The organism is Rhodoferax sp. GW821-FHT09E07, from assembly GCF_059416145.1.
Genome location: NZ_JBWKOP010000011.1, coordinates 51,178 through 77,221 on the forward strand (window position 1 = coordinate 51,178; position 26,044 = coordinate 77,221).

Genomic DNA, 26,044 nt, shown 5'->3' on the forward strand with positions numbered 1-26,044 from the left:
CGGCCATTTTCGCCGCAGTCAGGCGGGCGTCTCCAGGCGCAGCAATTCAGCCCCTTCGGTCACCTGGTCTCCGGGCGCAAACAGCAGCTCGGCCACGGTGCCGTCGGCCGGCGCGGCAATGGTGTGCTCCATCTTCATGGCTTCCATCACGGCCAGGGCCTGGCCCTTGGTCACGGCGTCGCCCGCCTTCACCGCAAACGACACCACCTTGCCCGGCATGGGCGCCGTCAGCCGGCCGCCCTCGCCCTGTGTATCACCGGCATGGGCAAGTGCGTCAATTGCTACGATTTGTGTAGCGCCTTGCGCAGTGAATACGTGGGCCACATCGCCATTTCGGTACACATGCACCAACGCACGCTGACCCGCCAGTGTGATGTCCAATGCGTCGCCCTGCGCGGCCCAGTGCAGCGCCAGCGTCTGGCCGGCCACGGCCAGTTGCAAGTCGCCACCGCGCACAGCTGTGAGCAGCGCGGTGTGCTGCGCACCCGCGTACTCCAGCGCAAAGCTGCGAACCCGTGCACCGTGGGATTTCCAGCCATCGCGCTGTGCCCAAGGGTCTTGCCAACCGTGGGCGTCCTTCTGCGCGGCCAGTGTTTGTTCGGCCCACAGCGTGTGCGCCACCAGGGCCGCAGCCGCCAGTGGCAGGCCCAGCTTGTCTTGGTGAAACAACACGGCCGCTTCACGGGGGATCAGCGCGGTGTCCAGGTTCGCCTGGGCGAAGGATGCGCTGGTGGTGACATGGCGCAGGAACTGCACATTGGTCGCCAGCCCCACGATATGGGTTTGTGCCAGCGCCGCGTCCATGCGCGCCAGCGCCTCGGCACGCGTGGCACCGTGCACGATGAGCTTGGCCACCATGGAGTCGTAGAACGGACTGATGGTGTCCCCCTGGCGCACACCCGAATCCACGCGTGTGCCATGGCTGGCACGTTCAAAGGTCACGTGGGCTGGCAGGCCATAGACCTGCAGCGTGCCGGTGGCGGGCAGGAAGTTGTTGTCTGGGTTTTCAGCACAGATGCGTGCCTCAATGGCATGGCCCTGGATCTTGAGTTCGTGCTGCTGCAGCGGCAGCGGCTCGCCTGATGCCACACGCAGTTGCCACGCCACCAGGTCTTGCCCGGTGATAGCTTCGGTCACCGGGTGCTCCACCTGCAGGCGCGTGTTCATCTCCATGAAGAAGAAGGTCATGCCGCCATCGGGCTTTTGCTCCACGATGAACTCCACCGTGCCGGCACCCACATAGTTCACCGCGCGGGCTGCGGCCACGGCCGCCGCACCCATCTGCTGGCGGAAGGCTTCCGTCATGCCGGGCGCAGGCGCTTCTTCGAGCACCTTCTGGTGACGGCGCTGCACCGAGCAATCGCGCTCAAACAGGTACACATAGTTGCCGTGTGTGTCGCCAAACACCTGGATTTCGATATGGCGCGGGCGCTGTACGTACTTTTCAATCAGCACCGCGTCGTCGCCAAAGCTGTTGATGGCCTCACGTTTGCAGCTGGCCAGCGCGGCCGCAAAATCTTCGGCCTTGTCCACGGCGCGCATGCCCTTGCCTCCGCCACCTGCACTGGCCTTGATGAGCACGGGGTAGCCAATGCGGTCTGCCTCGCGCTGCAAGAGGGCCGTATCCTGGTCTTTGCCGTGGTAACCGGGCACCAACGGCACACCGGCTTTTTCCATCAACTGCTTGGACTCGGCCTTCAGGCCCATGGCCAGGATGGCGGATGCGGGTGGTCCAATGAAGACCAGTCCGGCCTTTTCGCAGGCCTGCGCAAACTCTTCGTTTTCGCTCAGAAAACCATAGCCGGGGTGGATGGCTTGTGCACCCGTAGCCTGCGCGGCGGCAATGATCTTTTCCCAACGCAGGTAGCTGTCCTTGGGCGCGCTGCCACCGATGTGCACGGCTTCGTCGCACGCGGCCACGTGCTTGGCGTTGGCATCCGCATCCGAATAGACGGCCACGGTCTGGATGGCCAGGCGGCGTGCCGTAGCAGCCACGCGGCAGGCAATTTCGCCACGGTTGGCAATGAGAATTTTGGTGAACATGCGTGTCTCTCTTCGGTATTTTTGGGGTGATGTTTATTTGCCGGGCCAGACGACGTCATCGTCCACCGCGTACAGCGTGCACTTCTGCACGTGGCGACGGCAGTTGCCCAGGGCGCGGCCCACGGCGTAGTCGCCCGTGGCCATGCCATAGCCACCGCGGTCGCTCACGGCAAAAGCACGCGGCGCCTTGGCCGTCAAAAACTTGGCGTAGGCGGCCTGCACCTCTGCGCGCACCGGTACCTTGGCCGTGTCATGCAGGTCCGCAAAGCCACTAGGAGCTGGGCGCGTGACGATGGCGGGCGCCGTGAACCCCAACTGGCGCAGAAAACCGTCCACCACAGGTAGCCAGTGGTCCATGTCCTCGTCCAGGCCATGGTGCCCCTCCTCGCCCGACGAGCCAAAGGTGGCGAACTGAGCATTGCCGCCCCCGGCCACCCACGCCTGGTGCCAGGCCTTGGGCACATCGGGGCCCCAGTATTTGTCATTGGGCCAATACAGCCACAGCATGGGGGCCTTGGCACCCTTGGCCAGGTCGCCCCAGTAGCGCTCCATGGCTTGCGGGCTGCAGGGCTTGCCAGGGCTGGTCTCGGGGTTGCCGCCCGTGCCACCCGCAAAGTTGATTCCACCCAGCAACCCGGCCGGCGCGCGCGCCACGGTAACCACGGAAGCCGCCCCGCCCGCGCTCTGCCCCGCCACGATCCAGCGGCTGGTGTCCACATAGGGCAAGGTTTTGGCGAAGGCCACAGTGGCCAGCACCTGGTCGCCCACGGCCTGGGCCGCAGCCTCCAACCGCGGGCTGCCGCAGGCGCCCGTAAATTCGGGGTCAAAGTCGCCAAAGGTTTCCCAGTAGCCCACGCGCGTGGGCGCCAGCACCACAAAGCCCTTGTCCACCAGGTAGCGCGCCAGGCTCTCGGGGCGCGAACGCCCCTGGGTGGCGCGCTTGGCCGTCACGGCTCTGCCGTGGTTGAACACCACCAGCGGGAACGGGCCCTCGCCCTGCGGGCGGTAGACGGTGATGGCCAGCGGCTTGGTTTCCTGCCGGCCATACATGTCCTTCACCGTGACCGGCGTGCGCAGAATCTCCTCGCGCATGTCCCTGGCCAGCACCTCGGCGGGCGCCGTTGCCTGGGCCAGCGCGCCGGAGCAGCCCACCCCCACCACTACAGCCAACATCCAGCGCTTGTGCAACAGATCCACGGCTTACATCCGGAACACGCCGAACTTGGTATCCGGTATGGGCGCGTTCAGCGAAGCAGACAGGCCCAGCGCCAACACGCGCCGTGTATCGGCCGGGTCGATGATGCCGTCGTCCCACAGGCGCGCGGTCGCAAAGTAGGGATGGCCCTGCTCTTCGTACTGCTGGCGGATGGGGGCTTTGAAGGCCTCCTCTTCCTCCACGCTCCACTGCCCGCCTTTGCCTTCAATGCCATCGCGCTTGACAGTCGCCAGCACGCTGGCCGCCTGCTCACCACCCATCACGCTGATACGCGCGTTCGGCCACATCCACAGGAAGCGGGGGCTGTACGCACGGCCGCACATGCCGTAGTTGCCGGCGCCAAAACTGCCACCGATGATGATGGTGAACTTCGGCACCTGGGCCGTGGCCACCGCCGTCACCATCTTGGCGCCGTTGCGCGCGATCCCTTCGTTCTCGTACTTGCGGCCCACCATGAAGCCTGTGATGTTTTGCAGGAAGACCAACGGGATCTTGCGCTGGCAGCACAGCTCGATAAAGTGCGCGCCCTTGAGCGCCGATTCGCTGAACAGAATGCCGTTGTTGGCGATGATGCCCACGGGCATGCCTTCCACATGGGCAAAGCCGCAGACCAGGGTGCTGCCATAGCGTGGCTTGAACTCGTGCAGCTCGCTGCCGTCCACGATGCGGGCGATGATTTCGCGCACATCAAAGGGCTTGCGCGTGTCGGTAGGGATCACACCATACAACTCGTCTGCTGCAAATTTAGGAGCTACCGGCGCTTGTGTGGCGGGGGCTGGCACCTTGTTTTTATTCAAATGGGCAATCGCCTCGCGCGCCAGCGAGAGCGCATGCAGGTCGTTTTGTGCCAGATGGTCTGCCACGCCGGAGAGTCGCGTGTGCACATCGCCACCGCCCAGGTCTTCCGCCGTCACCACTTCACCGGTCGCCGCCTTCACCAGCGGAGGGCCGCCCAGAAAGATCGTGCCCTGGTTCTTGACGATGATGGTCTCATCACTCATGGCCGGCACATAGGCGCCACCCGCCGTGCACGAGCCCATGACCACGGCAATTTGCGCAATGCCCTGCGCGCTCATGTTGGCCTGGTTGAAGAAGATGCGGCCAAAGTGGTCGCGATCCGGAAACACCTCGTCCTGGTTGGGCAGATTGGCACCGCCACTGTCCACCAGGTAGATGCACGGCAGGTTGTTCTGTGCCGCCACTTCCTGGGCGCGCAAATGCTTTTTGACGGTGAGCGGGTAGTAGGTGCCGCCCTTCACCGTGGCGTCGTTGCACACGATCATGCAGTCCACGCCGCTCACTCGGCCGATGCCGGCAATCACACCGGCGCACGGAGCACTGTCCGTGCCATCGCGGTCTGGATACATGGCCAGCGCGGCCAGCGGGGAAAGCTCAAGGAAGGGTGTGCCGGGGTCCAGCAACATGCCCACGCGGTCGCGCGGCAGCAGCTTGCCGCGGGCCGTGTGCTTGGCGCGGGCGGCTTCGCCACCACCCAGCGCGGCTTTGTCAATCTGCGTGTTCAGGTCGGCGACCAGGGCGCGCATGGCCGTGGCATTGGCCACAAAGTCCGCAGAGCGGGGGTTGAGTTTGGATTCCAGAACCGGCATGGACACCCCAAAAAGAATTGACGTTTACGTAAACGTCAATTGTGGCAGATTTCAAACCAACAGCACCGGCAAATCCGCCATATCGGTAAACACCTGCGAGGCCCCAGCCCGCATCAACAACTCGCCCTGCCCCTGCGGTGCGTAACCAAACACGATGGCTCCAGCGGCCACACCGGCGGTGATGCCGGTTACCGTGTCCTCCACCACCGCACACAGGCTTGGCGCTACGTCCAAGGCGGCGGCCGCCGCCAGGTAAACATCGGGATGCGGCTTGGAGCGCGGCTGGTCGTGCCCGCTGAACATGCGCCCTTCAAAATAGCCAAACAACCCGACCTTGCGCATCTGCAGCATCACTTTGGGCAGGTCCGCGCCGGAGCCACAGGCAATTTGACCTCCATACGCCGCGTGTATACGGGCCACTGCGGCAAGCACATTGGGGATGGCGGCTACGTCTGCCTGCAGCGCAGCATTGCGCCGCGCACGAAATTCCGCCATCCATTCGGGTGTCAGCGGTTTGCCGGTGCGCGCTTCGATCAGCAGGCGCTCGTCCATCACGGCTTTGCCCACAAACGTGTCCATGCAGGCCTGAACGGTCATTTCCCAGCCTCGCTCGGCCAGCATGTCGCGCAGCACCCTATTGGTAATCGGCTCGCTGTCCACCAGCACCCCGTCGCAGTCAAACAATACGGCATCAAATTTCACAGAGCATCTCCATCTACATACAACCAGTGGCCGTTTTCCAGGACAAACCGGCTGCGTTCGTGCAGCCGCACGGCGGGGCCGCCTGGCGGCTTTTGGCGCGCAACAAACTCCACCTCTGCGTGGGTCGCGTCGGTCACCGTATGGCTGCGCACCTCCAGCCCCAGCCATTTCACGCCGGGCTCAAACTCGATGCTGGCGGGACGATGGCTGGCATGCCAGGTGCGCAGCAGATAGGGCGCACGCTCCAGGGCAAAGGCACTGTAGCGGCTGCGCATCAGGCTTTCGGCGTCAGGCGCCGGGATGTGGCTGTCCAGCCAACGGCCACAGCACTGGCCATAGGGCAGGGCTCTTTTGAGATGCAGCCGGCCACACGGGCAGGTGTTTTGGGGGTCCAGGGATTTCATGCCCGCCATCATGCCTTGGCGGCGTGGGCTTTCAGGCGTTCAACACCAGCGAACCGTCCACCGTAGCTGCGCCAGAACGCACCAGGTCGTGTACCAACCGACCGGCGGCGTCTTCAAACGGCAGCCCCGCAAAGTGCGTGGCCAGCATGTCTGCAAAGTACGGCGTGCCGCGGGCCCAGGCCAGCAGCGTGTCCATCTCCAGTTGCTGGGCTTCCAGCAACTTGAACTTGAGCAACACCTTGGCCGCGTACTGCAAATGCTTGGCAGGGTTTTGTACAAAGCCATTCAAGCGTTGGCGCGCAAAGGCGAGTGCCGTCGGCGCATCTACAAACGGTGCCCCATGGCCGGGAATGACAGTGGCGGGGTTCAGCCGCTCGATCATGTCCAGGGTGGCAGCCACTTCGTCAAACGCGCCCTCTCCGTCCAACTCCGGGAACACCACACCAAAGCCACGTTCCCACAGTGCATCGGCCGATACCAGTGTGCGGCTGGCAGGCTCGAACAGGATGACCGAGTGCGGGTCATGCCCCGGAGCAGCATGCACCTGCCACAGCAAATCGCCCAGGCGCATCTCCGTGCCGGGCTCCAACGTGTCGTCCAAGCGGAACTGCGGGCACTGCTGCCCCGTGGGCGTGTAGCTCAGTGCGTGGGCGTCCCACACGCGCACGTACTCGGCGTGCCCCGGTGGAATGCGGGTCTGCAGTTCCGGGTAGCGGGCCTGCAGTGCGGCGTTGCCGCCACAGTGGTCGCTGTGCAAATGGGTGTTGAGCAGCAAGTCCAGCGGCTGGCCCAGCAACGCGGCGTCCACCAGCGCCAGCGTCTGGTCGGCATGGGTGCAATAGCCGCTGTCGATCAACGCAGCGCTGTCGCGCCCCCGGATCAGGATGTTGTTGCTGGAGAGCCAACCCCGCTCAAATACACGGACACCATCGGGCAAAGCGGCTGCCATGGTGTTCAGGCCAGCGCGCGCTGGATGATGATCTTTTGCACGTCGCTGGTGCCTTCGTAAATCTGGCACACGCGCACATCGCGGTAGATGCGCTCTACCGGAAAGTCGCTCACATACCCGTAACCACCCAGCGTCTGGATGGCGGCGCTGCAGACTTTCTCGGCCATCTCGCTGGCAAACAGCTTGGCCATGGCAGCTTCTTTGAGGCAGGGCCGGCCCGCGTCGCGCAGTGCTGCAGCGTGCCAGATGAGCTGGCGTGCAGCTTCGATCTGCGTGGCACATTCGGCGAGGCGAAAGCCTACGGCCTGGTGGTTGAAGATGGGTTGGCCAAAACTCTGGCGGTCTTTGGCGTAGGCGATGGCCACGTCCAGTGCGCTGCGCGCCATGCCCACACTTTGCGCTGCGATGCCAATGCGCCCGCCTTCAAGGCCACCCAGTGCAATACCATAGCCCTCGCCTTCTTTGCCAATCAGGTTCTCGGCGGGGATGCGGCAGTTGTCGAAATTGATCTGTGCGGTGTCACTGCTGTGCTGGCCCAGCTTGTCTTCCAGCCGCGCCACCACGTAGCCCGGCGCATTGGTGGGCACCAGGAAGGCGCTCATGCCCTTCTTGCCCGCGCCTTTGTCGGTCACGGCGATGACGATAGCCACGTCGCCGTTTTTGCCACTGGTGATGAACTGCTTGACGCCGTTGATCACGTATTCGTCGCCTTCCTTGACTGCGGTCGTACGCAGTGACGATGCATCGCTACCGACATGCGGCTCCGTGAGGCAGAACGCGCCCAGCAATTCGCCCTGCGCCAGCTTTGTCAGCCATTGTTTCTTTTGCGCGGCATTGCCGTACTTCATCAGGATGGCATTGACCGGGCAGTTGGTCACGCTGATCACCGTGCTGGTGCCGCCGTCGCCCGCGGCGATTTCTTCCAATACCAGCGCGAGAGTGACGTAATCCAGATTTGCGCCACCCAACTCTTCGGGCACGCAGATGCCGTAGGCGCCCAGCGCCGCAAGGCCCTTGTGCGCATCTTTGGGGAAGTGGTGTTCCTTGTCCCACTTCGCGGCGTTGGGCCACAGCTCAGCCTGCGCAAATTCACGCACCGCGTCGCGCACCATTTCCTGGTCTTGGGTCAACAACATGTCAGTCTCCGAATCACCACGAGGTGTAGGGCTGCCCGTCATGGTGCAGGTAGCAGCCCCGGTCTTTGTTTGTTACTTTGGAAAGCGTCGTGCGCATTGCAGAGACGCTGTCCTCCACGGTCAGCGGCGCGCTAGTGCCACCCATGTCCGTCTGCACCCAGCCGGGGCAGAGTGCGATGAACGTGGCCTTGGCGTAATCATTCTGCGCGGCGGCCACCGCCATGTTCAGCGCGGCCTTGCTCACGCGGTAGGTCCAGCCAAAGCTGGATTCCACTCCACCAATCTGCCCCATGCCGCTGGTGATGAAAGCGAACGTACCATTCGCCTCCTCCACCCAAGGCGCCACCTGTGGGATCGCCTGCATCGCGCCCAGCACATTGGTGTGCATCACATGGTCAAACTCTTGCTGTGTGGGCGGCGTGGTGGCACCGGTCTTGGAGTACACGCCAGCCACGTAGAGCGCAATGTCGATCTTCTCGCCATCGAGCTGCCAGCTCAGGCCGCTCACGCTGGCGGGATTCGCCACGTCCAGTTTCAAGGCCTGCGCGCCCAGCGCCTGCAACCGCGCAAGGCCATCCGCGTCCCGGGCTGTGGCGATCACGCGATCTCCCGCCTCGGTGTATTGGCGAACAAACTCCAGACCTATGCCACGGGATGCACCGATGACCAGTACAGTTTTGGACATGGTGTTTACAGCAATTCCAGCGCCAGCGCGGTGGCTTCACCACCTCCAATGCACAGGGTGGCAACGCCCTTCTTCAGACCGCGCGCCTTCAGTGCGTGGATCAGCGTGACCATGATGCGCGCGCCAGAGGCGCCAATCGGGTGGCCCAGGGCGCAGGCGCCACCGTTCACATTGACCTTGTCGTGCGGGATGTTCAGTTCTTTCATCAGCGCCATGGGCACCACGGCGAAGGCTTCGTTGATTTCCCACAGGTCCACGTCTTCCACTGTCCAGCCGGCTTTGGCCAGCAGCTTCTGCGTGGCGCCGACGGGGGCGGTGGCAAACCAGTTGGGTTCTTGCGCGTGCGTGGTGTGAGCCACGATGCGGGCCAAGGGCTTGCAGCCCAGTTCAGCCGCCGTACCCGCACGCATCATCACCATGGCGGCAGCACCGTCGTTGATGGAGGAACTGGAAGCGGCGGTGATGGTGCCGTCTTTTTTAAACGCGGCCTTCAGCGTGGGGATCTTGTCCAGCTTGATCATGCCGGGGCCTTCGTCCACGCTGATCTGCGCGTCGCCCGCACGGGTCTTCACGGTCACGGGGACGATCTCCGCCTCAAACGCTCCGTCTTTAATAGCTGCTTGCGCACGCTGCACGCTGGCTGTGGCGAAGGCGTCTTGTTGTTCGCGGGTGAAGCTGTACTTGGCGGCACAGTCTTCGCCAAAAGTGCCCATGGAGCGGCCGGCCTCGTAGGCGTCCTCCAGACCGTCCAGCATCATGTGGTCCATCACGCGGTCGTGGCCGATGCGAATGCCGCTGCGGCCCTTGAGCAGCAGGTGCGGCGCATTGGTCATGCTTTCCATGCCCCCGGCCACCAGCACGTCGTGGCTGCCGGCCAGCAGCATGTCGTGCGCAAACATGGCAGCGCGCATGCCGGAGCCGCACATCTTGCTCAGGGTGACTGCACCCGCGCTCTTGGGCAACCCACCCTTGAACGCCGCCTGGCGCGCGGGCGCCTGGCCCTGGCCCGCCATCAGGCAGTTGCCAAAGAGAACTTCCGTCACCAGCTCCGGGCTGATGCCCGCGCGTTGCACGGCGGCCTGGATGGCGGCACCGCCCAGGTCATGGGCAGCAAGGCTGGAAAAATCGCCCTGAAAGCCCCCCATGGGGGTGCGGGCGGCGCTGACGATCACGATGGAGTCGGGCATGGTCTTCCTCGGTGTGCAAAGTGGACAAACGCAATTGACGTTTACGTAAACGTCAATTGTGGCAGAAAATCTTTACCGCGACTTCACATGCCGCACACATGTCTTCATGGGCGCGCGGCACCATGGCAGGCATGACACCATCATCCCTGCCCCGCTCTATCCGCTTGCCCCTCATTGCCCTGGCCTGTGCCGGCCTGCTGGCCACGGCCTCCGCACAAACAACCAGCCCCGCCACCAGCGCACCGGCTGCGATCCGCACGCTGGGCACGCCGGACTTCGCGCAGATCGTGCAGCGTTATGGCCCTGCGGTGGTCAACATCAGTGTGACCGGCACGCGCCTCATCACGGCCGACAGCAAGGACAACAGTGCCAGCGCCAAGGGCGCCGACAGCGAAGACCCGACCCAGCTGTTCCTGCGCAAATTCCAGGAGCAGTTTGGCGCCACCGGCGCCAGCATGCAGATACCCGTCAACGTCAAAGGGTCAGGCTTTATCGTTAGCGCCGACGGCCTGGTGCTGACCAATGCCCACGTCATCGCGCACGCTAGCGAAGTCACCGTCAAGCTGACCGACCGGCGCGAGTTCAAGGCCAAGGTGCTGGGCAGCGACAGCAAGACCGATGTGGCCGTGCTCAAGATCGAGGCCCACAACCTGCCCACCGTGGCCATCGGCAAACCGGCCGACCTGAGCGTGGGCGAATGGGTGCTGGCCATTGGTTCGCCCTTCGGGCTGGACAACACAGTGACCACCGGCGTGGTCAGCGCCAAAAGCCGCACCTTGCCCGATGACTTCACCGTGCCCTTCATCCAGACCGATGCCGCGATCAACCCTGGCAACTCTGGCGGCCCGCTGTTCAACGCGCGTGGCGAGGTGGTGGGCATCAACTCACAGATCTACACCCGCAGCGGCGGCTACCAGGGCCTGAGCTTTGCCATTCCCATCGACCTCGCGCAATCGGTGCAACGCCAGATCGTCGCCACCGGCCACGCATCGCACGGCGTGCTGGGCGTGTCGGCCCAGGAGGTCACACAGGCTTTGGCCGATGCCTTCAAACTGCCCAAGCCCATGGGCGCGCTGATTGCCGACGTGCGCCCTGACAGCGCAGCATCCAAGGCAGGCCTGCAGTTGGGCGACGTGATCGTGGCGGTGGACGGCCACCCCATCGAAACCTCCAGCGACCTTCCCCTGTGGATCGCCATGGCCGTCCCCGGCCAACAGGTGCAACTGGACGTGTTGCGCAACGGCAAACCCACCCAGACCCGCGCCACCATGGACGACCCGGCGCAGCGCAAGCCCGCGGCAAACGCAACCCCCAACGTACCGGTACTCCAACAACTGGGGCTGGCCGTGCGCCCCCTACTGCCCGTGGAACAACGCGCCGCCGAAGCGCGCTATGGCCTGATGGTCGAAGGCGTGCAGGAAGCCGCCGACAAGGCCGGCATTGCGCCTGGAGATATCCTGTTGGCGATCAATCAGGTGCCGATCACCTCCGTGGAGCAGGCGCGGGCGCTGCTGGCACAGGCCAAGGGATCGGTGGCGCTGCTGGTGCAGCATGAGGGGGACAAGAATTTTCTGGTGATGGGCCTGAAGGCCGCGACAACACCCTGAGAGACGACAGAGTACGATGGCGTTAACGCTGAGAACACGTTACGCCATGCCAATAACGTCCATGACCTTTGAGAAGATTCTCTACCTCAAGAAATTAGGCGGCGGACGAATCCCTGAGTGGACGGAGTTCGGATTCGTGTCCGACGGGCAATCGTACGAAAAGGTCTTGGTCCCAGGAAGACCGCACATCAATGCAGGGCTCTCCGTAACCGCATGGTTGCGAAAGAAAGATGACTGGCGCACCCTCAACGGCTGGATCGATAACCAGTCCGGTGATCTCGCGGTTGGCGACGCAACGTACCATGTTGCTTTGGTGATTCCGTTGCTATTGGCGTGCTGTTACTTTGCTGGGTTGGCCGCCATCGCAGCACCGATAGCCAGCATGCGGGTGGATTTCTATTTCAATGCTACGTTCGCCCTTTTGATGGCGGTAGCGGCAGCAGTCCCGTTGCGGCAGTATTGGACTATTCGTTCAGTCACACAGCAATTGAAGCAAGCCCGCGGAGTTCGATCTGCGGCATCCGGCACAGACTTCATCAATACGTCGATGCTCCGAAACCCGCAACCAGGGCCCGACACGCACCCGCCGGATCATCGGCCTTCGTAATCGCCGAAATCACTGCCGCACTGGCCGCACCGGTAGCGGCCACATCCGCCACATTGCTCGCATCAATGCCCGCAATGCCCACTACAGGCAGCGGCAACACAGCAGCCCAGTAGCGCAGGTTGTCCAAGCCCTGAGGAATCCAGGGCATGTCCTTGCTTTGGGTGGCGAAGATGGGGCCGCAGGCGATGTAGCTGGGGCGCAGCGCCCAGGCGCGGGCGACTTCCCAGTAGCTGTGGGTGCTCAGACCCAGGCGCATGCCGGCCTGCCGCAGCGCTTGCAGGTCCACCCGTTCCAAATCTTCCTGGCCCAAGTGAACGCCATAGGCGCCGTGTTGCAGGGCGAGTTGCCAGTGGTCGTTGATGAAGAGTTGCGCACCGGGGGTGGCGCGGGCCAGGGCAATGGACTCTTGAATCTGCACGGCCAGCGTGGATTCATTCGGGTCTTTGATGCGCAGCTGCACGGTGCGCACACCAGCGGCCAGCACGCGGCGTACCCAGGCGGCACTGTCCACCACAGCGTAGACGCCCAGGGCCGGGTTGCTCAGCGGCACGAACGACGGCAGATCCTGCACGTCCAGTGGCGCGGTGGCGCCCGGCAGTGTGAAGGCGGGCAGGTTGTCGATGTGCTGCGCAAAGTCCGACAGGGCCTGCACCGGGCCTGCGCCCTGCCCGGCTGCATAGGCGTGGCGAAGGGCGTGGGTGGTGGCCATCTTGGCCAGTGCCACGGCGTCGGCCACGCAGTAGCCACTGGCCAGTGCGGCGGCAGCCGTGGATGCGAAGGTGCAGCCGGTGCCATGGTGGTGCCGCGTGTCCACGCGCGGCAGGCTGAGCCAGCCCGTGGCCTGCGGGCTGCTGAGCCAGTCCCTGGCCTGGGCACCGTCTGCATCGCCGCCGGTGATGCACAGCGACACACCCTGCCCCCGCAAGGCACGCTGCACGGCGGGCTCGGCCAGCCCCAGGCGCTGCGCCTCGGGCTGGTTGGGGGTAATGAGGGTGGCGCGGGGCAGTAGTTCGTCCACATAGGCTCGGCACACTGCGTCGTTGGCAAAGGCCGCGCCGGTGGTGGAACCCAGCACGGGATCGACGACCAAGGCGACAGACTGGCCCTGCGCGCGCAAGCGATCCACCCACTGGCACACCACGCGCACGTTGTCCACGCTGCCCAGCAGGCCGGTCTTGATAGCCTGGGGCGGCAGATCTTGCGCCAGCGCACTCAGTTGCGCGTCCAGCAGGTCGGCGCTGACAGGCTCCATGCGCGTGACGGCCACGGTGTTTTGCGCGGTGACGGCGGCCACCGCTGTGCAGCCGTGCACGCCAAAGGCCTGCAGCGCTTTCAGGTCCGCCTGCAGGCCGGCGCCGGCGGCCGAATCGGAGCCAGCAATGCTCCAGACCACGGGGCGCTGACCAGCCGTCGCGGGGGGAGTCTCAGTACCTAAAGTGCTCCTAGCCCTCGTGGGTATTGCGCGAGTAGCTTCTTTTTTCATAGCAAATTACAGCAAGATGGGATGGCCGGCAACGGGCGTGGAGGCCACGGCCATGTCCTGGCGGGCCATGACGCCAGCCTCGAACGCGAGGCGGCCGGACTCGATGCCGAGCTTGAACGCACGCGCCATGCGCACCGGGTCCACGGCGTGGGCCACGGCGCTGTTGAGCAGCACGGCGTCCAGTCCCAGCTCCATGGCTTGCACTGCATCGGCCGGCGAGCCGATGCCCGCGTCCACGATGAGCGGGACGCCCGGCAGGCGCGCACGCAGGGTGCGCAGTGCGCCGGGGTTCACCAGCCCCTGGCCCGAACCGATGGGCGCGCCCCAGGGCATGAGGATCTTGCAACCCGCGTCCAGCAGGCGCTGGCAGCTCACCAAATCGTCCATGCAGTAGGGGAAGACTTCGAAGCCGTCTTTCACCAGTTGCGTGGCGGCAGCTAGCAGTTCAAACGGATCGGGCTGCAGGGTATGGGCGTCGCCCACCACTTCGAGCTTGATCCAGGTGGTGTCGAACAACTCGCGCGCCATGTGGGCCAGGGTGATGGCTTCGCGGGCGGTATGGCAGCCGGCGGTATTGGGCAGCAGGTGGGCGCCGGTGGCTTTGATCAACGCAAAGAAGTCGCCGGCCTCTGCGCCGTGGGCCAGTTGGCGACGCAGGCCCATGGTGACGACTTGGGCGCCAGAGGCTGCGATGGCGTCTTGCAGGACCTGCGGGGACGGGTAGCTGGCGGTGCCGAGAAAGAAGCGACTGGTGAGGGTACGACCACCAATATTCCATTGACTTTGATCGAGGCGACAGGAGGCCTGAGCGCTTTGCTCCGTGTCCCCCGCCCGCTGCGCGGGCTCCTCCTTAACCTGCGCAAAGCCCTCAGCCCCCCTGTCTTTTAGCGATGCGGACATGGATCAACCTCCTTCAATGGGTTGGAAGGTCAAGATGAAGTCGCCCTCCGTCAGCGGCTGCTGCGCGCGCAGGCTGCGTGGCACGAAGTTGCCGTTGACTGCGGTGGCCAGGGCCGCGGGCAGCACGCCACGCGCTTCCACCCAGGCTTGCAGCGTAGTAGCCGTGGTGCTTTCCGGGTTACCGTTCACCACCACGGTGATGGTGTGCAGCGCAGTGTCTGGGGTACTCATAGCGATAACTCGTGCAGGGCCTGTTCCACGAGGGCGGGGGCGATGAGCCAGCCGTGGCGGAAGAGGCCATTGATGACAGTAAGGCCCGGCGCATGACGCAGCGCGGGCAGGTTGTCGGGCAATGCGGGGCGCAGATTGGTCTCGGTGTGCAGTACACGCGCCTCGGCCAATGCGGGGATGGCGCTGTGGGCGGCGCTCAGCAGCTCCAGCGTGCTGCGCAGCGACACGGGAGAGCGGTCTTCACTCTCGATCTCGCTGGCGCCGACCACGATGACATCGCCGGGGCGCGGCACCAGGTAGACCGAATGGCGCGGGTGCAGCAGGCGCACCGGGCGGTGCAGCGGCACGTCGGGGGCGTGCAACCAGAACACCTCGCCGCGTACGCCACGCACGGGTAGCGCGGGCTTGGCGCCCACGCCGCGCACGTCAAAGACGTGGTCGAAGCGGTGCTGTGTATCGCCTACGTGCAATGCACCCGCCTCCACCGCGCTCACGGTCGCGCCCCAGTGCCACTGCACACCCTGCACGGTGGCTTGGGTGGCCAGTGCCTGCAGTGCCTGAATCGGGTGGATCTGCCCCTCGCAGGGCAGCAGCCACGCCAGTGCCGGGCCGCTGATGGAGGGCTCCAGTTCGCGCAGCTGCGGCAGGGTCAGCGGTTGCGGCTGGTACGAAGCATCGGCCTTGGCCTGCAGCAGCCCGACCACGCGCTGGGCGGCGCCTGCGTCACTGCGGTGCGCCAGCAGAAGGCTGCCCTGCATGCGCAGGTCCACCGGTTGCACGAGCTGCCGCACGATCTGCGGCCATAGCGCACAGGAGCGCAGGCCCAAGGCAAACACGTCGGTACCTGCACGCTCCAGTTCGGCCACGGGGCTGAGCATGCCCGCAGCCGTCCAGCCCGCAGCACGCGCGCCAGATACATCGTGTGGCCCCGACCCATCGGCCGGATCAAACACCTGCACGGCATGCCCGGCGCGGCTGAGTTGCACGGCCAGCAGGCGTCCCAACACGCCCGCCCCGGCAATGCCTATTCGCAGGGTAGCCACGGTCAGGCCTTCGTGGAGACCGGGTTGATGGGGATGTAGATCTCCCCGCCCACTTTTTTGAACTCGTCGGACATCACATCCATGCCCGACTGCAGCGCCTGCTCTTCACTCACACCCAGGTTCTTGGCGTAGTCGCGCACTTCTTGCGTGATCTTCATGGAGCAGAACTTGGGGCCGCACATGGAGCAGAAATGCGCCACCTTGGCACCTTCGGCGGGCAAGGTTTCGTCGTGGAATTGCTTGGCAGTTTCCGGGTCCAGCGAGAGATTGAACTGGTCCATCCAGCGGAACTCAAAGCGCGCCTTGGACAACGCATCGTCGCGTGCCCGCACACCGGGATGGCCCTTGGCCACGTCAGCCACGTGGGCGGCAATCTTGTACGTGATGATGCCGACCTTCACGTCCTCGCGGTCCGGCAGGCCCAGGTGTTCCTTGGGGGTCACGTAGCACAGCATGGCCGTGCCGAACCAGCCAATCATGGCGGCACCAATACCGCTGGTGATGTGGTCGTAGCCTGGCGCGATGTCGGTGGTCAGCGGGCCGAGGGTGTAGAACGGGGCTTCGCCGCAGTGCTTGAGCTGCTCGGTCATGTTGGCCTGCACCATGTGCATGGGCACGTGGCCGGGGCCTTCAATCATCACCTGCACGTCCTGCTGCCAGGCCTTGTGCGTGAGTTCACCCAATGTGCGCAGCTCGGCAAACTGCGCTTCGTCATTCGCATCGGCACCGCTGCCGGGGCGCAGGCCATCGCCCAGCGAATAGCTCACGTCGTACGCCCGCATGATCTCGGTCATCTCATCGAAGTGCGTGTACAAGAAGTTTTCTTTGTGGTGGGCAATGCACCACTTGGCCATGATGGAGCCACCGCGCGAGACGATGCCGGTCACACGATTCGCCGTGAGGTGGATGAAGGGCAGGCGCACGCCGGCATGCACGGTGAAGTAGTCCACGCCTTGCTCCGCTTGCTCGATCAGCGTGTCGCGGAAAATTTCCCAGGTCAGGTCTTCGGCAATGCCACCCACTTTTTCCAGCGCCTGGTAGATGGGCACGGTGCCGATGGGCACGGGGCTGTTGCGCACGATCCAGTCGCGCGTGGTGTGGATGTTTTTGCCGGTGGACAAATCCATCACCGTGTCAGCGCCCCAACGGATGGACCAGACCAGTTTTTCCACTTCCTCTTCGATGCTGGACGTGACTGCCGAGTTGCCGATGTTGGCGTTGATCTTCACCAGGAAGTTGCGGCCGATGGCCATGGGCTCCAGCTCGGTGTGGTTGATGTTGGCCGGGATGATGGCGCGCCCGCGCGCCACCTCGTCGCGCACAAACTCGGGCGTCACCACCTTGGGGATGCTGGCGCCAAAGCTGTTGCCGGCCAGACGCGCTTCGCGCTCGGCGTTGCCCAGGTACTGCGCCTGCCACTCCAGGTTCTGGTTCTCGCGCAGGGCTACGTATTCCATCTCGGGCGTGACGATGCCTTTTCGGGCGTAGTGCATCTGCGTGACGTTGGCGCCACTCTTGGCGCGGCGCGGCTGGCGCTGCAGGCCGGCGGCCTGGGCGCGCAGAGCGGCCAGCGCATCGGTCTCGCCATTCTTCAGGCCATCGTCCAGGGCAAAGGGCTTGCGGCCTGCGTAGAGTTCGGTGTCGCCGCGGCCATCCACCCAGCCCTGGCGCACCAGCGGCAGGCCCTGGCGCACGTCGATGTCGGCGCGCGGGTCAGTGTAGGGACCGGAGGTGTCGTACACCGTGATGGCCTCGCCATTGCTCTGCATGATTTCGCGCAACGGCACCTGAATGTCAGGGCGGCTGCCTTGCAGATAACGTTTGGTGGAGGCGGGAAGCGGTTCGCGCGTGAGGCGAATGAACTGGGCGAGTTTGTCGGGTGCGTTCACTGGAGTTCTCCGGTTAAGACCCGAAGACTCAGAGAAAAAACACGGCCCCGCAAACTGATGAAAAAAGACGCCGCCCGAACGGCATTCGGCCGTCGGCTGCGCTGCACTTCTTACGCTGGTATGAACCAGATCAAGTTCGCGGGTTCGGTATCCATCTCAGCGCAACCATTGCGCACCCCGGGCAGGGCGCAGTGTACGACAAAGTGCTTGACGACTTCAATGGCGTGGAAACCGCTTGCCCTTCTCATACGGAAACACATCGTGCACATAGCCCGCAGCAATGCGCTCCTTCTGCGTCTGCCAGAAGGCGGGGTCCAGCAGGTTGGCGTGGTACTGCATGAAGACTTCGCGCACCAGCGGGTTCCCCAATAGAAACGGAGCGAAGGTTTCGGGGAACACGTCGTGCGGGCCGACGCGGTACCAGATCTCGCCGGACATTTCCTCTTCCTCGTTGCGCGGCTCAGGCACCTTGCGGAAGTTGCAGTCGGTCAGGTACTCGATCTCGTCGTAGTCGTAGAACACGACCTGGCTGTTGCGCGTGATACCGAAGTTCTTCCACAGCATGTCGCCGGGGAAAATGTTGGCGGCCACCATGTCCTTGATGGCGTAGCCGTAGTCGATAACGGCACGCGTGATCTGGTCACGCGCGCGCTGCGCGGCCGGGCTGGTGTTGGCGGGGTCGGCACCACCGGCATCAAAGGCTTCTTGCAGATAAATATTGAGCGGGATCATGCGCCGCTCAATGTAGAGATGCTTGATGATCACCTCGGTCTGGCCATCTGCATCGCGGTCGCTGATCTCCACCTGGCTGGGCGCAAACTGCTGCAGCTCGGCGATGAGTGCATCACTGAACCGCTCGCGCGGAAACGCCACATCGCCATAGTCCAGCGTGTCGGCCATGCGGCCCACGCGGTCGTGGTGCTTGACCAGCTGGTACTTGGCCTTGACCTGCTCGCGCGTGGTCTCTTTCTGGTGCGGAAAGTAGTCCTTGATGAGCTTGAACACATAGGGGTAGCTGGGCAAATCAAACACCAGCATGACCATGCCCTTGATACCGGCAGCGATGCGGAACTGGTCCGTGCTGTGCTGCAGGTGGTGCAGAAAGTCGCGGTAAAACAGGGTCTTGCCCTGCTTGGCCAGCCCCAGCGCGTTGTAGAGCTCGTTGCGGGGTTTGCGCGGCATCATGCTGCGCAGAAACTGCACGTAGGCACTGGGAATCTCCATGTCCACCATGAAGTAGGCGCGCGCAAAGCTGAACAGGCGCAGCAGGTCATCCTCGCCAAACAGCGCCGCGTCGATGCGCAGACCCTCGCGGCCGTGTAGCACGGGCAGTGCAAAGCCATGCTCATAGAAGCCGTTGATGAGCTTGCCGATGATGTAGCAGCCCTTGTTGCGGAAGAACAGGCCGGTGAGCACCTGCACCTGGAAGTTGGCGCGCAGCTTCACCTCGCCCAGCAGCGCCTGCATCACCCCCAGCACCCGGCCAGCATCGCGCTCCAGGTTTTCAAACGGCACACGCAGGTCAAAGTCCCGCACCATGCGCACCAGGTGCTGCTGCAGGTCGTCTTGCGTGGGGTAGTAGCAGCGGTAGGTAGGACGGTGGCTGGGCCGGCCGGCGGAGGCCAGGTTCTCGATGTACTCGGTGCTGACCGCGGGTCGCACAAAGATGAAGTCGTTCTGGAAGTAGCTACGGTGCAGGATTTTGGTGGTGACCGAATTGAAGAAGGTCTCGGCCAGCTCGGGCTGGTGGTGGTCCACCAGCAGGCCGATGTAGTGCAGCTTGATCTGCTGCCAGACCTCCCGCCCCTGCTCGCCGGCCTTGAATTCGCGCTCCAGCCGCTTGGAGCATTCCTTCACCCGCAGGTCGTAAAACTCGATACGTTCCCGCTGTGCGCGCTGCTGGCCGTGCCAATCGGCCACCTCAAAGCGGTGCTTGGCGCGCGCACTCTCGGTGCGGAACAGTTGGTAGTGGCGGTTGAAGCCATCAAGCATCGCGCGGGCGATGTCGTAGGCAATCGAAGAGTCCAGCCGCGTGGGGAACATGGCGTCAGCGTGCTATGGTTTCAATAGCTGCTTGCGCACATTCCACGGGGGCTGGAGGCAGTTTTTACCGTGGATGGCGCGGCATGAGGCGCACGCCGGAGATGGCCTCGCGGTAGAGGGCGTCCAGGTTGTCGTGGCGCCCCACCGTCATGTGCAGGTCCTGCACCAGGCCGTCGTGCACGCCATAGACCCAGCCGTGCAGCGTCACATCCTGCTCCGCGGCCCAGGCGTCCTGCAGCACGGTGCTTTGCGCCACATTGATGACCTGCTCAATCACGTTCAGCTCGCACAGGGCCGCGGCCTTGCCGTGCTCGGGGATGGCGTCCAGGATGTCGCGGTGGCGGTCACGCACGTCCTGGATATGGCGCAGCCAGTTGTCGGCGAGGCCAATGCGCGCGCCCTCCAGTGCCGCCTGCACACCCGAACACCCGTAGTGCCCCACCACCATCACGTGGTTGACCTTGAGCCGCTCCACCGCGAACTGGATGGTGGACAGCGCATTGAGGTCGGAGTGCACCACCACGTTGGCCACATTGCGGTGGACAAAAATTTCACCCGGTGCCAAGCCGATGATCTCGTTGGCCGGCACGCGGCTGTCGGAGCAGCCGATCCACATGTACTTGGGCTTTTGCTGGTTGGCCAGCCCGGTGAAGAAACCGGGACGGCTACGCTCCATCTCGGCGGCCCATGCGCGGTTGCGGGAAAAGAGGTCGTTGAGTTTGTCAGTCATGGCCGTGATTATTTCTTAAGTGAGATGCGAATATTCCAGTCCAGGAGTCCGTACCGGGCACGTTCCTGCAAATCGTCCAGGGCATTGAACTCGCAAGGCTTGCCAGCATCCATGTGCGCAGAGGTGCACACAAAGGATTTGGGGTTGCCCAGCTGCCACATGCCCTGGGCATTGCGCGCGTCCCCCGTGAAGAACAGTCCGCGTGGCGCATTCATGGGATCGGGCTGGGCCGACAGGGGCTTGAGCAGGTTACGCCCCGCATTCACATAGCTGCCGTCGATGCCCGCCAAGGGAAACAACGTGCTAAACATGTCGCGGTGGCTGGCGGGCTGGGTGAGCTGGTTGCCACACTGCAGCCCTTCACCCCAGATCACAAACGGAACCTGGCGCATGAGGTAGCGGCGGTGCGGGTCGGCGTACACGCCAAAGGAGCGCACGTTGTGGTCGCCCGTGGCGGCGACGATGGTGGTGTCCTTCAACGGCCCTTTTTGCACCTGCTGCACAAAGGCGCCCAACAGGTCATGCGCGTAGCGGTAGGTGTCCAGGTTGGGCACCAGCGTGGCCTCGCTGGTCTCGCCTTTCCACTGCTTCATGTCCAGCGGCGGGCGCTGGTAGTCCTTGGGCAGGTCGTAGGGCGGATGGTTGGTGGAGGTGAGCACAAACACAAACAAGGGTTTGTCCTTGGGCTGGGCGGCCATGCGCTTTTCCAGGTACTTGTAGACATAGCTGTCCCACACGCCCCAGAGCCCCACCACGGCATCGGGGTAGCTTTCCTTCAAGTTGTTGGCGTCGATGACCTCGTCAAAGCCCTGTACCTTGAGCACACGGTTCAGGTCGCGCCAGCCAGAGCGGGCGGAGGTGACAAACAGCGTGTCGTAGCCCGCCCGCTTGGCCACCAGGGCCTCGGACCATGGCAGGGGTTTGCGCCCCGCATCGCCCATGGTCAGCGGCGTGATGGGCGTGGAAAACAGGATGGCTTCCAGCGACGGGTGGGTGCCGGGCTGGGCCGATTCGAAGTTCGAGAAATGGCAGGCCTTGGCCAAGGTGGGCTGCATGCGGCCCAACACGTCAAAGGAGGGGCTCTGGTAGAGCATGGGTTCGGCGCTCCAGGACTCCATGAGAAAGAACACCAGGTTTTTCTTGGGCGCACCGGGTGGCAGCACGTCGTGCTGGTACAGCGCAGCCTTCACCTCAGCCTCCGAGCCGTGCGGCAGGCCCAGCACCTGCGCCGCCGCCTGGGCCGTGGGAAAGCCCATGGCCTTCAGACCCACCAGCGGGTCGCCCAGGTTTTGCGATTCCCGCCGGCTGTCCCACGCGTACTTGAGCGCGATGACCCCATTGGGCACCATGTCGTTGAGGAACTGCGAGGTGGTCACCGTCAAGTGCTGGCGCTGCAGCGCCATCTCGCGGATGGTGCCCTTGCCTGCAAAGACCAGCGCGAAAAACGCCACAACAATCGCCACCAGCTTGACCACTGCGTGGCGGGTGTGCAGCAGGGTATCGGGCTGTATCCGCCCCACCAGTGCGCGGTGCAGCGCAATCGCACCCCAGGTCAGCGCAGCGGCCAGCAGCAGGGTCCAGATGACGGGGAAGTCGTGCCAGATGGTTTGCAGCACGGCGTTGGTATCGTCTTCCACGATGCCAAACACCAGGGAGTCGATGGGGGTCTTGTAGAAGCCGAAGTAGTGCAGGTTGACCAACGACAGCATCACATAGAGCAGCGCCAGCCCCGCCACGATGCGCCCATGCGCCTTGCCCGAAACCCAGGGCAACAGCAGCAACAACAGGAAACCGGCAATGGCGCTGACCTTCAGGTCAAAGCGAAACCCCTGCAGGGCCACCGAAGCGAGATCACTGGCCGACGCCTGGTAGCCGCTGGGCCAGAAATACGCCAGCTGCCCCCACCGGATGAGGCTCATCGCCACCACCAGCGGCACGACCAGCACCCAGGCGCGCAGCAGGCCGCGCAGGATGCCATGGAGGAAAGAGTTCAGGGTGCGGGCAATGGCAGGGTTCATACCCCTACATTGTCTCAGCGAACAGCTCCCGGCCTATGAGCATGCGGCGAATCTCACTGGTGCCCGCCCCGATTTCGTAGAGCTTGGCGTCGCGCCACAGGCGGCCCAGCGGGTATTCGTTGATGTAACCGTTGCCGCCGAAGATCTGTACGCCCTCGCCAGCCATCCAGGTGGCTTTCTCGGCGGTCCACAAAATGACAGAGGCACAGTCCTTCCGCACCTGGCGCACGTGCTCGCTGCCCAGTAGGTCCAGGTTTTTGGCCACGGTGTAGGCAAAGCTGCGGCCAGCCTGCAGCACGGTGTACATGTCAGCCACCTTGCCCTGGATCAGCTGGAACTCGCCAATGCTCTGGCCAAACTGCTTGCGGTCGTGGATGTAGGGCACGACGTTGTCCATCACCGATTGCATGATGCCCAGCGGTCCGCCGGTCAGCACCGCGCGCTCGTAGTCCAGCCCGCTCATCAGCACCTTGGCGCCACCGTTGACTGCGCCCAGCACATTCGCATGGGGCACTTCGACGTTGTTGAACACCAGTTCACCGGTGTGGCTGCCGCGCATGCCCAGCTTGTCGAGCTTTTGTGCGATGCTGAAACCCGGCATGCCCTTCTCGATCAGGAAGGCCGTGACGCCACGCGCGCCCAGCTCGGGCTCGCTCTTGGCATAGACCACCAGCGCGTCGGCATCGGGGCCGTTGGTGATCCACATCTTGTTGCCGTTGAGCAGGTAGTAGCCGCCCTTGTCTTCTGCTTTGAGCTTCATGCTCAAGACATCGGAGCCAGCCCCGGGTTCGCTCATGGCCAGTGCGCCCACGTGTTCGCCGCTGATGAGCTTGGGCAAGTACTTGGCGCGCTGGGCGTCGTTGCCATTGCGTTTGATTTGGTTCACGCACAGGTTGCTGTGCGCGCCGTAGGAGAGGCCCACCGACGCCGAGGCGCGGGAGATTTCTTCCATCGCAATCATGTGCGCCAGGTAGCCCATGTTGGCGCCACCGTATTCCTCACCCACGGTGATGCCGAGCACGCCCAGGTCGCCCATCTTGCGCCACAGGTCCATGGGGAACTGGTCGTTGCGGTCGATCTCTGCGGCGCGGGGTGCGATCTCGGCCTGGGCAAATTCGCGCACTGCATCGCGCAGCGCGTCGATGTCTTCGCCGAGTTGGAAGTTCAGTCCGGGCAAGGTATTCATGGTGTCTCCTCGGGTTGGTATTGCGGTGACCGCTCAGGCGGCACTCTTTTTGGGGGTCTTGGCAGCCGGCTTGCCGGCCTTGGCTTCACTGGCGGCCAGCAGGGCGCGGGCCTCGCGCTGGTGCACCTTGATTTCGTCCAGGTTGGCCTGCAGCTCGGCCATCTGCTCCTCCACCTGCTTGCGGTGCTCGGCCAGCACGTCCAGGAACTTCTTGAGCTGTGCGCCGGTGTCACGGGGGCTGTCGTACATCTCGATGATGTCGCGCGCCTCGGTCAGGGAGAGGCCCAGGCGCTTGGCGCGCAGGGTGAGCTTCAGGCGGGTACGATCACGCCCACTGTAGACACGGTTGCGCCCGCCCGGACCGGTGCGCTCGGGCTGCAGCAAGCCCAAATCCTCGTAAAACCGGATGGCACGGGTGGTCAGGTCAAACTCGCGGGCCAAATCGCTGATGCTGTAGGTGGTGCTCATGGGCGGTAATGGAGGCGACAGACGGGCGGATTGGGCCTGTCTACAATGCCTCAATGGTTGACGTTTACGTAAACGTCAATTATGGAGCAAAACGATTGGGGCCTATGAACGACCTGGAACAGCGCTTGCACTACCCCCTGGGCGACGCCCTGCCCGAGAGCGGTCGCTGCATCGAAGTGGCACCGGGCATCAAGTGGATCCGCATGGCGCTGCCGTTTGCGCTGAACCACATCAACCTCTGGCTGCTGCGCGACGAGATGGACGGTGTGGCGGGCTGGAGCGTGGTGGACACCTGCATCCACCGGGACGAAGCCAAAGCACAGTGGGAAGCCATCTTCGCCCACGAGCTGGAGGGCCTGCCCATCCTGCGCGTCATCGTCACCCACATGCACCCGGACCACATTGGCCTGGCGCACTGGCTGTGCGAGCGCTGGAATGCCCCGCTATGGATCAGCGGGCTGGACTACCAGGTGGCGCGCCTGGCCTGCCTGGCACCCACCAGCTTTGGCGGCGCACGCACGGCGGCCTTCTTTGCGCAGCACGGACTCAACGATGCCGAGACCCAGTCCAAGCTGCTGAACCGGCGCGACTACTTCACCACCCTGGTGCCCTCGGTGCCCGATGAGCACCACCGCCTGTTGGATGGCCAGACCGTGCAGATTGGCGCACACACCTGGCGCTGCATCAGCGGCTACGGCCATGCGCCGGAGCACATGGCGCTGTACTGCGAAGACCTGAACGTGCTCATCGGCGGCGACATGATGCTGCCGCGCATTTCCACCAACGTGAGCGTCTACGAGTCCGAGCCGGAAGCCAACGCATTGGTCCTGTTTCTGAATTCCATCAACAAGTTTCTGCCCCTGCCCGAATCCACGCTGGTGCTGCCCGCCCACGGCAAGCCCTTCACAGGCCTGCACGAACGCATCCGCCAGCTGCACGACCACCACCGCGCCCACCTGGACCAGGTGCTGAAGGCCTGCCGTGCGCAGCCCCGCAGCGCGGCGGACATCATCCCCGTGTTGTTCACCCGCGCCATGGACTTTCACCAGACCACCTTCGCACTGGGCGAATCTGTTGCTCACCTGCACGCGCTCTGGTACGCCGGGCAGCTGCAGCGTACGCGCGGTGCGGACGGGGTGCTGCGGTTTTCTGCGGCCAGCAGGGTTTCCTGAATTCCGCTAAGGTGCAGCCCTTCACCCAAGGGAGCCCTTTGCATGATTGACCTGTACTACTGGACCACGCCCAACGGCCACAAGATCACGATGTTTCTGGAAGAGGCCGGCCTGCCCTACCAGCTACACACCGTCAACATCGGCCGCGGCGAGCAGTTCCAGCCCGAGTTTCTGGCCATCGCCCCCAACAACCGCATCCCGGCCATCGTGGACAGGTCGCCTACCGATGGTGGCGCGCCCATCCCCCTGTTCGAGTCTGGCGCCATCCTGCTGTACCTGGCCGACAAGATTGGCCGCTTTGTGCCACAGGACCTGCGCGGGCGCAATGTGGCACTGCAGTGGCTGTTCTGGCAAATGGGCGGGCTGGGCCCCATGGCCGGGCAGAACCACCATTTCAGCCAGTACGCCCCTGAGAAACTGCCTTACGCCATCGAGCGCTACACCAAGGAAACCTCGCGCCTGTACGGCGTGCTGAACAAGCAGCTGAGCGATGGCCGCGAGTACATTGCGGGCGAGTACAGCATTGCCGACATGGCCAGCTACCCTTGGGTGGTGCCTTACGAACGCCAAGGCCAGAAGCTGGAAGACTTCCCCCACTTGGCCGCCTGGTTCGCCCGCGTGGCAGCCCGCCCCGCCACAGTCAAAGCCTACGCCATTGCCGAAGGCATCCGGAATCCCGGCATGGACGAAGCAGCCAAGAAGATTTTGTTTGGACAGGATGCGAGCACGGTCAGATAA

General features: G+C 64.0%; 23 protein-coding genes and 1 riboswitch. Of the genes, 4 read left to right on the top strand and 19 right to left on the bottom strand.

Going from position 1 to position 26,044, the window contains the following annotated elements:
- Positions 1–18 precede the first annotated feature (18 nt).
- From AC07OE_RS19635 to AC07OE_RS19675, 9 genes are read right to left on the bottom strand one after another with little or no spacing between them, the layout of a single operon-like run.
- Positions 19–2,043: an acetyl/propionyl/methylcrotonyl-CoA carboxylase subunit alpha gene (locus AC07OE_RS19635; protein WP_495072249.1), complete on the bottom strand. Its 2,025-nt coding sequence runs from the start codon at positions 2,041–2,043 to the stop codon at positions 19–21.
- 33 nt (positions 2,044–2,076) lie between these two features.
- Positions 2,077–3,240 carry a dienelactone hydrolase family protein gene (locus tag AC07OE_RS19640; RefSeq protein WP_495072250.1) on the bottom strand — a complete coding sequence of 388 codons (1,164 nt, stop codon included), beginning with the start codon at positions 3,238–3,240 and terminating at the stop codon, positions 2,077–2,079.
- 3 nt (positions 3,241–3,243) lie between these two features.
- Positions 3,244–4,866, bottom strand: coding sequence for a carboxyl transferase domain-containing protein (locus AC07OE_RS19645; RefSeq protein WP_495072251.1), 1,623 nt, complete (start codon positions 4,864–4,866; stop codon positions 3,244–3,246).
- Positions 4,867–4,917: 51 nt separating this feature from the next.
- Positions 4,918–5,568 (bottom strand): HAD family hydrolase, encoded by a 651-nt coding sequence (locus AC07OE_RS19650; protein ID WP_495072252.1) that lies wholly within the window; start codon positions 5,566–5,568, stop codon positions 4,918–4,920.
- On the bottom strand, positions 5,565–5,972 hold the full coding sequence (locus AC07OE_RS19655; RefSeq protein WP_495072253.1) for a YchJ family protein: 408 nt from the start codon (positions 5,970–5,972) through the stop codon (positions 5,565–5,567). The genes AC07OE_RS19650 and AC07OE_RS19655 overlap by 4 nt, the downstream gene beginning before the upstream one ends.
- A 31-nt stretch (positions 5,973–6,003) precedes the next feature.
- A complete protein-coding gene (locus AC07OE_RS19660) occupies positions 6,004–6,921 on the bottom strand; it encodes an MBL fold metallo-hydrolase (RefSeq protein ID WP_495072254.1) in 918 nt (305 codons plus the stop codon).
- A gap of 5 nt (positions 6,922–6,926) precedes the next feature.
- Positions 6,927–8,057, bottom strand: a complete 1,131-nt coding sequence (locus AC07OE_RS19665; protein ID WP_495072255.1) for an acyl-CoA dehydrogenase family protein — start codon at positions 8,055–8,057, stop codon at positions 6,927–6,929.
- 13 nt (positions 8,058–8,070) lie between these two features.
- Positions 8,071–8,742 carry an SDR family oxidoreductase gene (locus AC07OE_RS19670; protein WP_495072256.1) on the bottom strand — a complete coding sequence of 224 codons (672 nt, stop codon included), beginning with the start codon at positions 8,740–8,742 and terminating at the stop codon, positions 8,071–8,073.
- A 5-nt stretch (positions 8,743–8,747) separates the two neighbouring features.
- Positions 8,748–9,929: an acetyl-CoA C-acyltransferase gene (locus tag AC07OE_RS19675; protein ID WP_495072257.1), complete on the bottom strand. Its 1,182-nt coding sequence runs from the start codon at positions 9,927–9,929 to the stop codon at positions 8,748–8,750.
- 98 nt (positions 9,930–10,027) lie between these two features.
- On the opposite strand from AC07OE_RS19675, the gene AC07OE_RS19680 reads away from it, so the two are divergent.
- Positions 10,028–11,536, top strand: coding sequence for a Do family serine endopeptidase (locus tag AC07OE_RS19680; protein WP_495072258.1), 1,509 nt, complete (start codon positions 10,028–10,030; stop codon positions 11,534–11,536).
- 61 nt (positions 11,537–11,597) lie between these two features.
- Positions 11,598–12,143, top strand: a complete 546-nt coding sequence (locus AC07OE_RS19685; RefSeq protein WP_495072259.1) for a hypothetical protein — start codon at positions 11,598–11,600, stop codon at positions 12,141–12,143.
- On the opposite strand, the gene thiD is transcribed toward AC07OE_RS19685, so the two are convergent.
- The 10 genes from thiD to AC07OE_RS19735 form a co-directional block, all read right to left on the bottom strand.
- Positions 12,073–13,536, bottom strand: a complete 1,464-nt coding sequence (thiD, locus tag AC07OE_RS19690) for a bifunctional hydroxymethylpyrimidine kinase/phosphomethylpyrimidine kinase (RefSeq protein WP_495072260.1) — start codon at positions 13,534–13,536, stop codon at positions 12,073–12,075. The genes AC07OE_RS19685 and thiD overlap by 71 nt on opposite strands.
- Positions 13,537–13,632: 96 nt before the next feature.
- Positions 13,633–14,526: a thiazole synthase gene (locus AC07OE_RS19695; protein WP_495072261.1), complete on the bottom strand. Its 894-nt coding sequence runs from the start codon at positions 14,524–14,526 to the stop codon at positions 13,633–13,635.
- 3 nt (positions 14,527–14,529) lie between these two features.
- Positions 14,530–14,757, bottom strand: coding sequence for a sulfur carrier protein ThiS (gene thiS / locus AC07OE_RS19700; RefSeq protein WP_495072262.1), 228 nt, complete (start codon positions 14,755–14,757; stop codon positions 14,530–14,532).
- The gene (locus tag AC07OE_RS19705) at positions 14,754–15,791 is read right to left on the bottom strand and encodes an FAD-dependent oxidoreductase (RefSeq protein ID WP_495072281.1); all 1,038 of its coding nucleotides are present in this window, start codon (positions 15,789–15,791) and stop codon (positions 14,754–14,756) included. Before AC07OE_RS19705 ends, thiS begins: the two co-directional genes overlap by 4 nt.
- Positions 15,792–15,802: 11 nt before the next feature.
- Positions 15,803–17,689, bottom strand: a complete 1,887-nt coding sequence (thiC, locus tag AC07OE_RS19710; RefSeq protein WP_495072263.1) for a phosphomethylpyrimidine synthase ThiC — start codon at positions 17,687–17,689, stop codon at positions 15,803–15,805.
- A gap of 89 nt (positions 17,690–17,778) precedes the next feature.
- Positions 17,779–17,879, bottom strand: a riboswitch (TPP riboswitch).
- 26 nt (positions 17,880–17,905) lie between these two features.
- On the bottom strand, positions 17,906–19,732 hold the full coding sequence (gene aceK / locus AC07OE_RS19715; protein WP_495072264.1) for a bifunctional isocitrate dehydrogenase kinase/phosphatase: 1,827 nt from the start codon (positions 19,730–19,732) through the stop codon (positions 17,906–17,908).
- Between the two features lie 64 nt (positions 19,733–19,796).
- Complete coding sequence (gene can / locus AC07OE_RS19720; RefSeq protein WP_495072265.1) at positions 19,797–20,462, bottom strand: carbonate dehydratase; 666 nt, start codon at positions 20,460–20,462, stop codon at positions 19,797–19,799.
- 8 nt (positions 20,463–20,470) lie between these two features.
- Positions 20,471–22,480: an LTA synthase family protein gene (locus AC07OE_RS19725; protein ID WP_495072266.1), complete on the bottom strand. Its 2,010-nt coding sequence runs from the start codon at positions 22,478–22,480 to the stop codon at positions 20,471–20,473.
- Positions 22,481–22,484: 4 nt separating this feature from the next.
- Positions 22,485–23,666 (bottom strand): isovaleryl-CoA dehydrogenase, encoded by a 1,182-nt coding sequence (locus AC07OE_RS19730; RefSeq protein ID WP_495072267.1) that lies wholly within the window; start codon positions 23,664–23,666, stop codon positions 22,485–22,487.
- A 33-nt stretch (positions 23,667–23,699) separates the two neighbouring features.
- Complete coding sequence (locus AC07OE_RS19735) at positions 23,700–24,134, bottom strand: MerR family transcriptional regulator (RefSeq protein WP_495072268.1); 435 nt, start codon at positions 24,132–24,134, stop codon at positions 23,700–23,702.
- A gap of 104 nt (positions 24,135–24,238) precedes the next feature.
- Between AC07OE_RS19735 and AC07OE_RS19740 the strand changes: the two genes are divergently transcribed.
- Both AC07OE_RS19740 and AC07OE_RS19745 read left to right on the top strand, forming a co-directional pair.
- Positions 24,239–25,306, top strand: a complete 1,068-nt coding sequence (locus AC07OE_RS19740; RefSeq protein ID WP_495072269.1) for an MBL fold metallo-hydrolase — start codon at positions 24,239–24,241, stop codon at positions 25,304–25,306.
- A gap of 42 nt (positions 25,307–25,348) precedes the next feature.
- The gene (locus tag AC07OE_RS19745) at positions 25,349–26,044 is read left to right on the top strand and encodes a glutathione binding-like protein (protein WP_495072270.1); all 696 of its coding nucleotides are present in this window, start codon (positions 25,349–25,351) and stop codon (positions 26,042–26,044) included.

What these genes read in the sequence shown, in the direction of transcription:
- AC07OE_RS19635 (WP_495072249.1), bottom strand. Translation starts at nt 2,043, where the DNA reads ATGTTCACCAAAATTCTCATTGCCAACCGTGGCGAAATTGCCTGCCGC.
- AC07OE_RS19645 (WP_495072251.1), bottom strand. Translation starts at nt 4,866, where the DNA reads ATGCCGGTTCTGGAATCCAAACTCAACCCCCGCTCTGCGGACTTTGTG.
- AC07OE_RS19655 (WP_495072253.1), bottom strand. Translation starts at nt 5,972, where the DNA reads ATGAAATCCCTGGACCCCCAAAACACCTGCCCGTGTGGCCGGCTGCAT.
- AC07OE_RS19660 (WP_495072254.1), bottom strand. Translation starts at nt 6,921, where the DNA reads ATGGCAGCCGCTTTGCCCGATGGTGTCCGTGTATTTGAGCGGGGTTGG.
- AC07OE_RS19665 (WP_495072255.1), bottom strand. Translation starts at nt 8,057, where the DNA reads ATGTTGTTGACCCAAGACCAGGAAATGGTGCGCGACGCGGTGCGTGAA.
- AC07OE_RS19670 (WP_495072256.1), bottom strand. Translation starts at nt 8,742, where the DNA reads ATGTCCAAAACTGTACTGGTCATCGGTGCATCCCGTGGCATAGGTCTG.
- AC07OE_RS19675 (WP_495072257.1), bottom strand. Translation starts at nt 9,929, where the DNA reads ATGCCCGACTCCATCGTGATCGTCAGCGCCGCCCGCACCCCCATGGGG.
- AC07OE_RS19680 (WP_495072258.1), top strand. Translation starts at nt 10,028, where the DNA reads ATGTCTTCATGGGCGCGCGGCACCATGGCAGGCATGACACCATCATCC.
- AC07OE_RS19685 (WP_495072259.1), top strand. Translation starts at nt 11,598, where the DNA reads ATGACCTTTGAGAAGATTCTCTACCTCAAGAAATTAGGCGGCGGACGA.
- AC07OE_RS19695 (WP_495072261.1), bottom strand. Translation starts at nt 14,526, where the DNA reads ATGTCCGCATCGCTAAAAGACAGGGGGGCTGAGGGCTTTGCGCAGGTT.
- thiS (WP_495072262.1), bottom strand. Translation starts at nt 14,757, where the DNA reads ATGAGTACCCCAGACACTGCGCTGCACACCATCACCGTGGTGGTGAAC.
- aceK (WP_495072264.1), bottom strand. Translation starts at nt 19,732, where the DNA reads ATGTTCCCCACGCGGCTGGACTCTTCGATTGCCTACGACATCGCCCGC.
- can (WP_495072265.1), bottom strand. Translation starts at nt 20,462, where the DNA reads ATGACTGACAAACTCAACGACCTCTTTTCCCGCAACCGCGCATGGGCC.
- AC07OE_RS19725 (WP_495072266.1), bottom strand. Translation starts at nt 22,480, where the DNA reads ATGAACCCTGCCATTGCCCGCACCCTGAACTCTTTCCTCCATGGCATC.
- AC07OE_RS19730 (WP_495072267.1), bottom strand. Translation starts at nt 23,666, where the DNA reads ATGAATACCTTGCCCGGACTGAACTTCCAACTCGGCGAAGACATCGAC.
- AC07OE_RS19735 (WP_495072268.1), bottom strand. Translation starts at nt 24,134, where the DNA reads ATGAGCACCACCTACAGCATCAGCGATTTGGCCCGCGAGTTTGACCTG.
- AC07OE_RS19740 (WP_495072269.1), top strand. Translation starts at nt 24,239, where the DNA reads ATGAACGACCTGGAACAGCGCTTGCACTACCCCCTGGGCGACGCCCTG.
- AC07OE_RS19745 (WP_495072270.1), top strand. Translation starts at nt 25,349, where the DNA reads ATGATTGACCTGTACTACTGGACCACGCCCAACGGCCACAAGATCACG.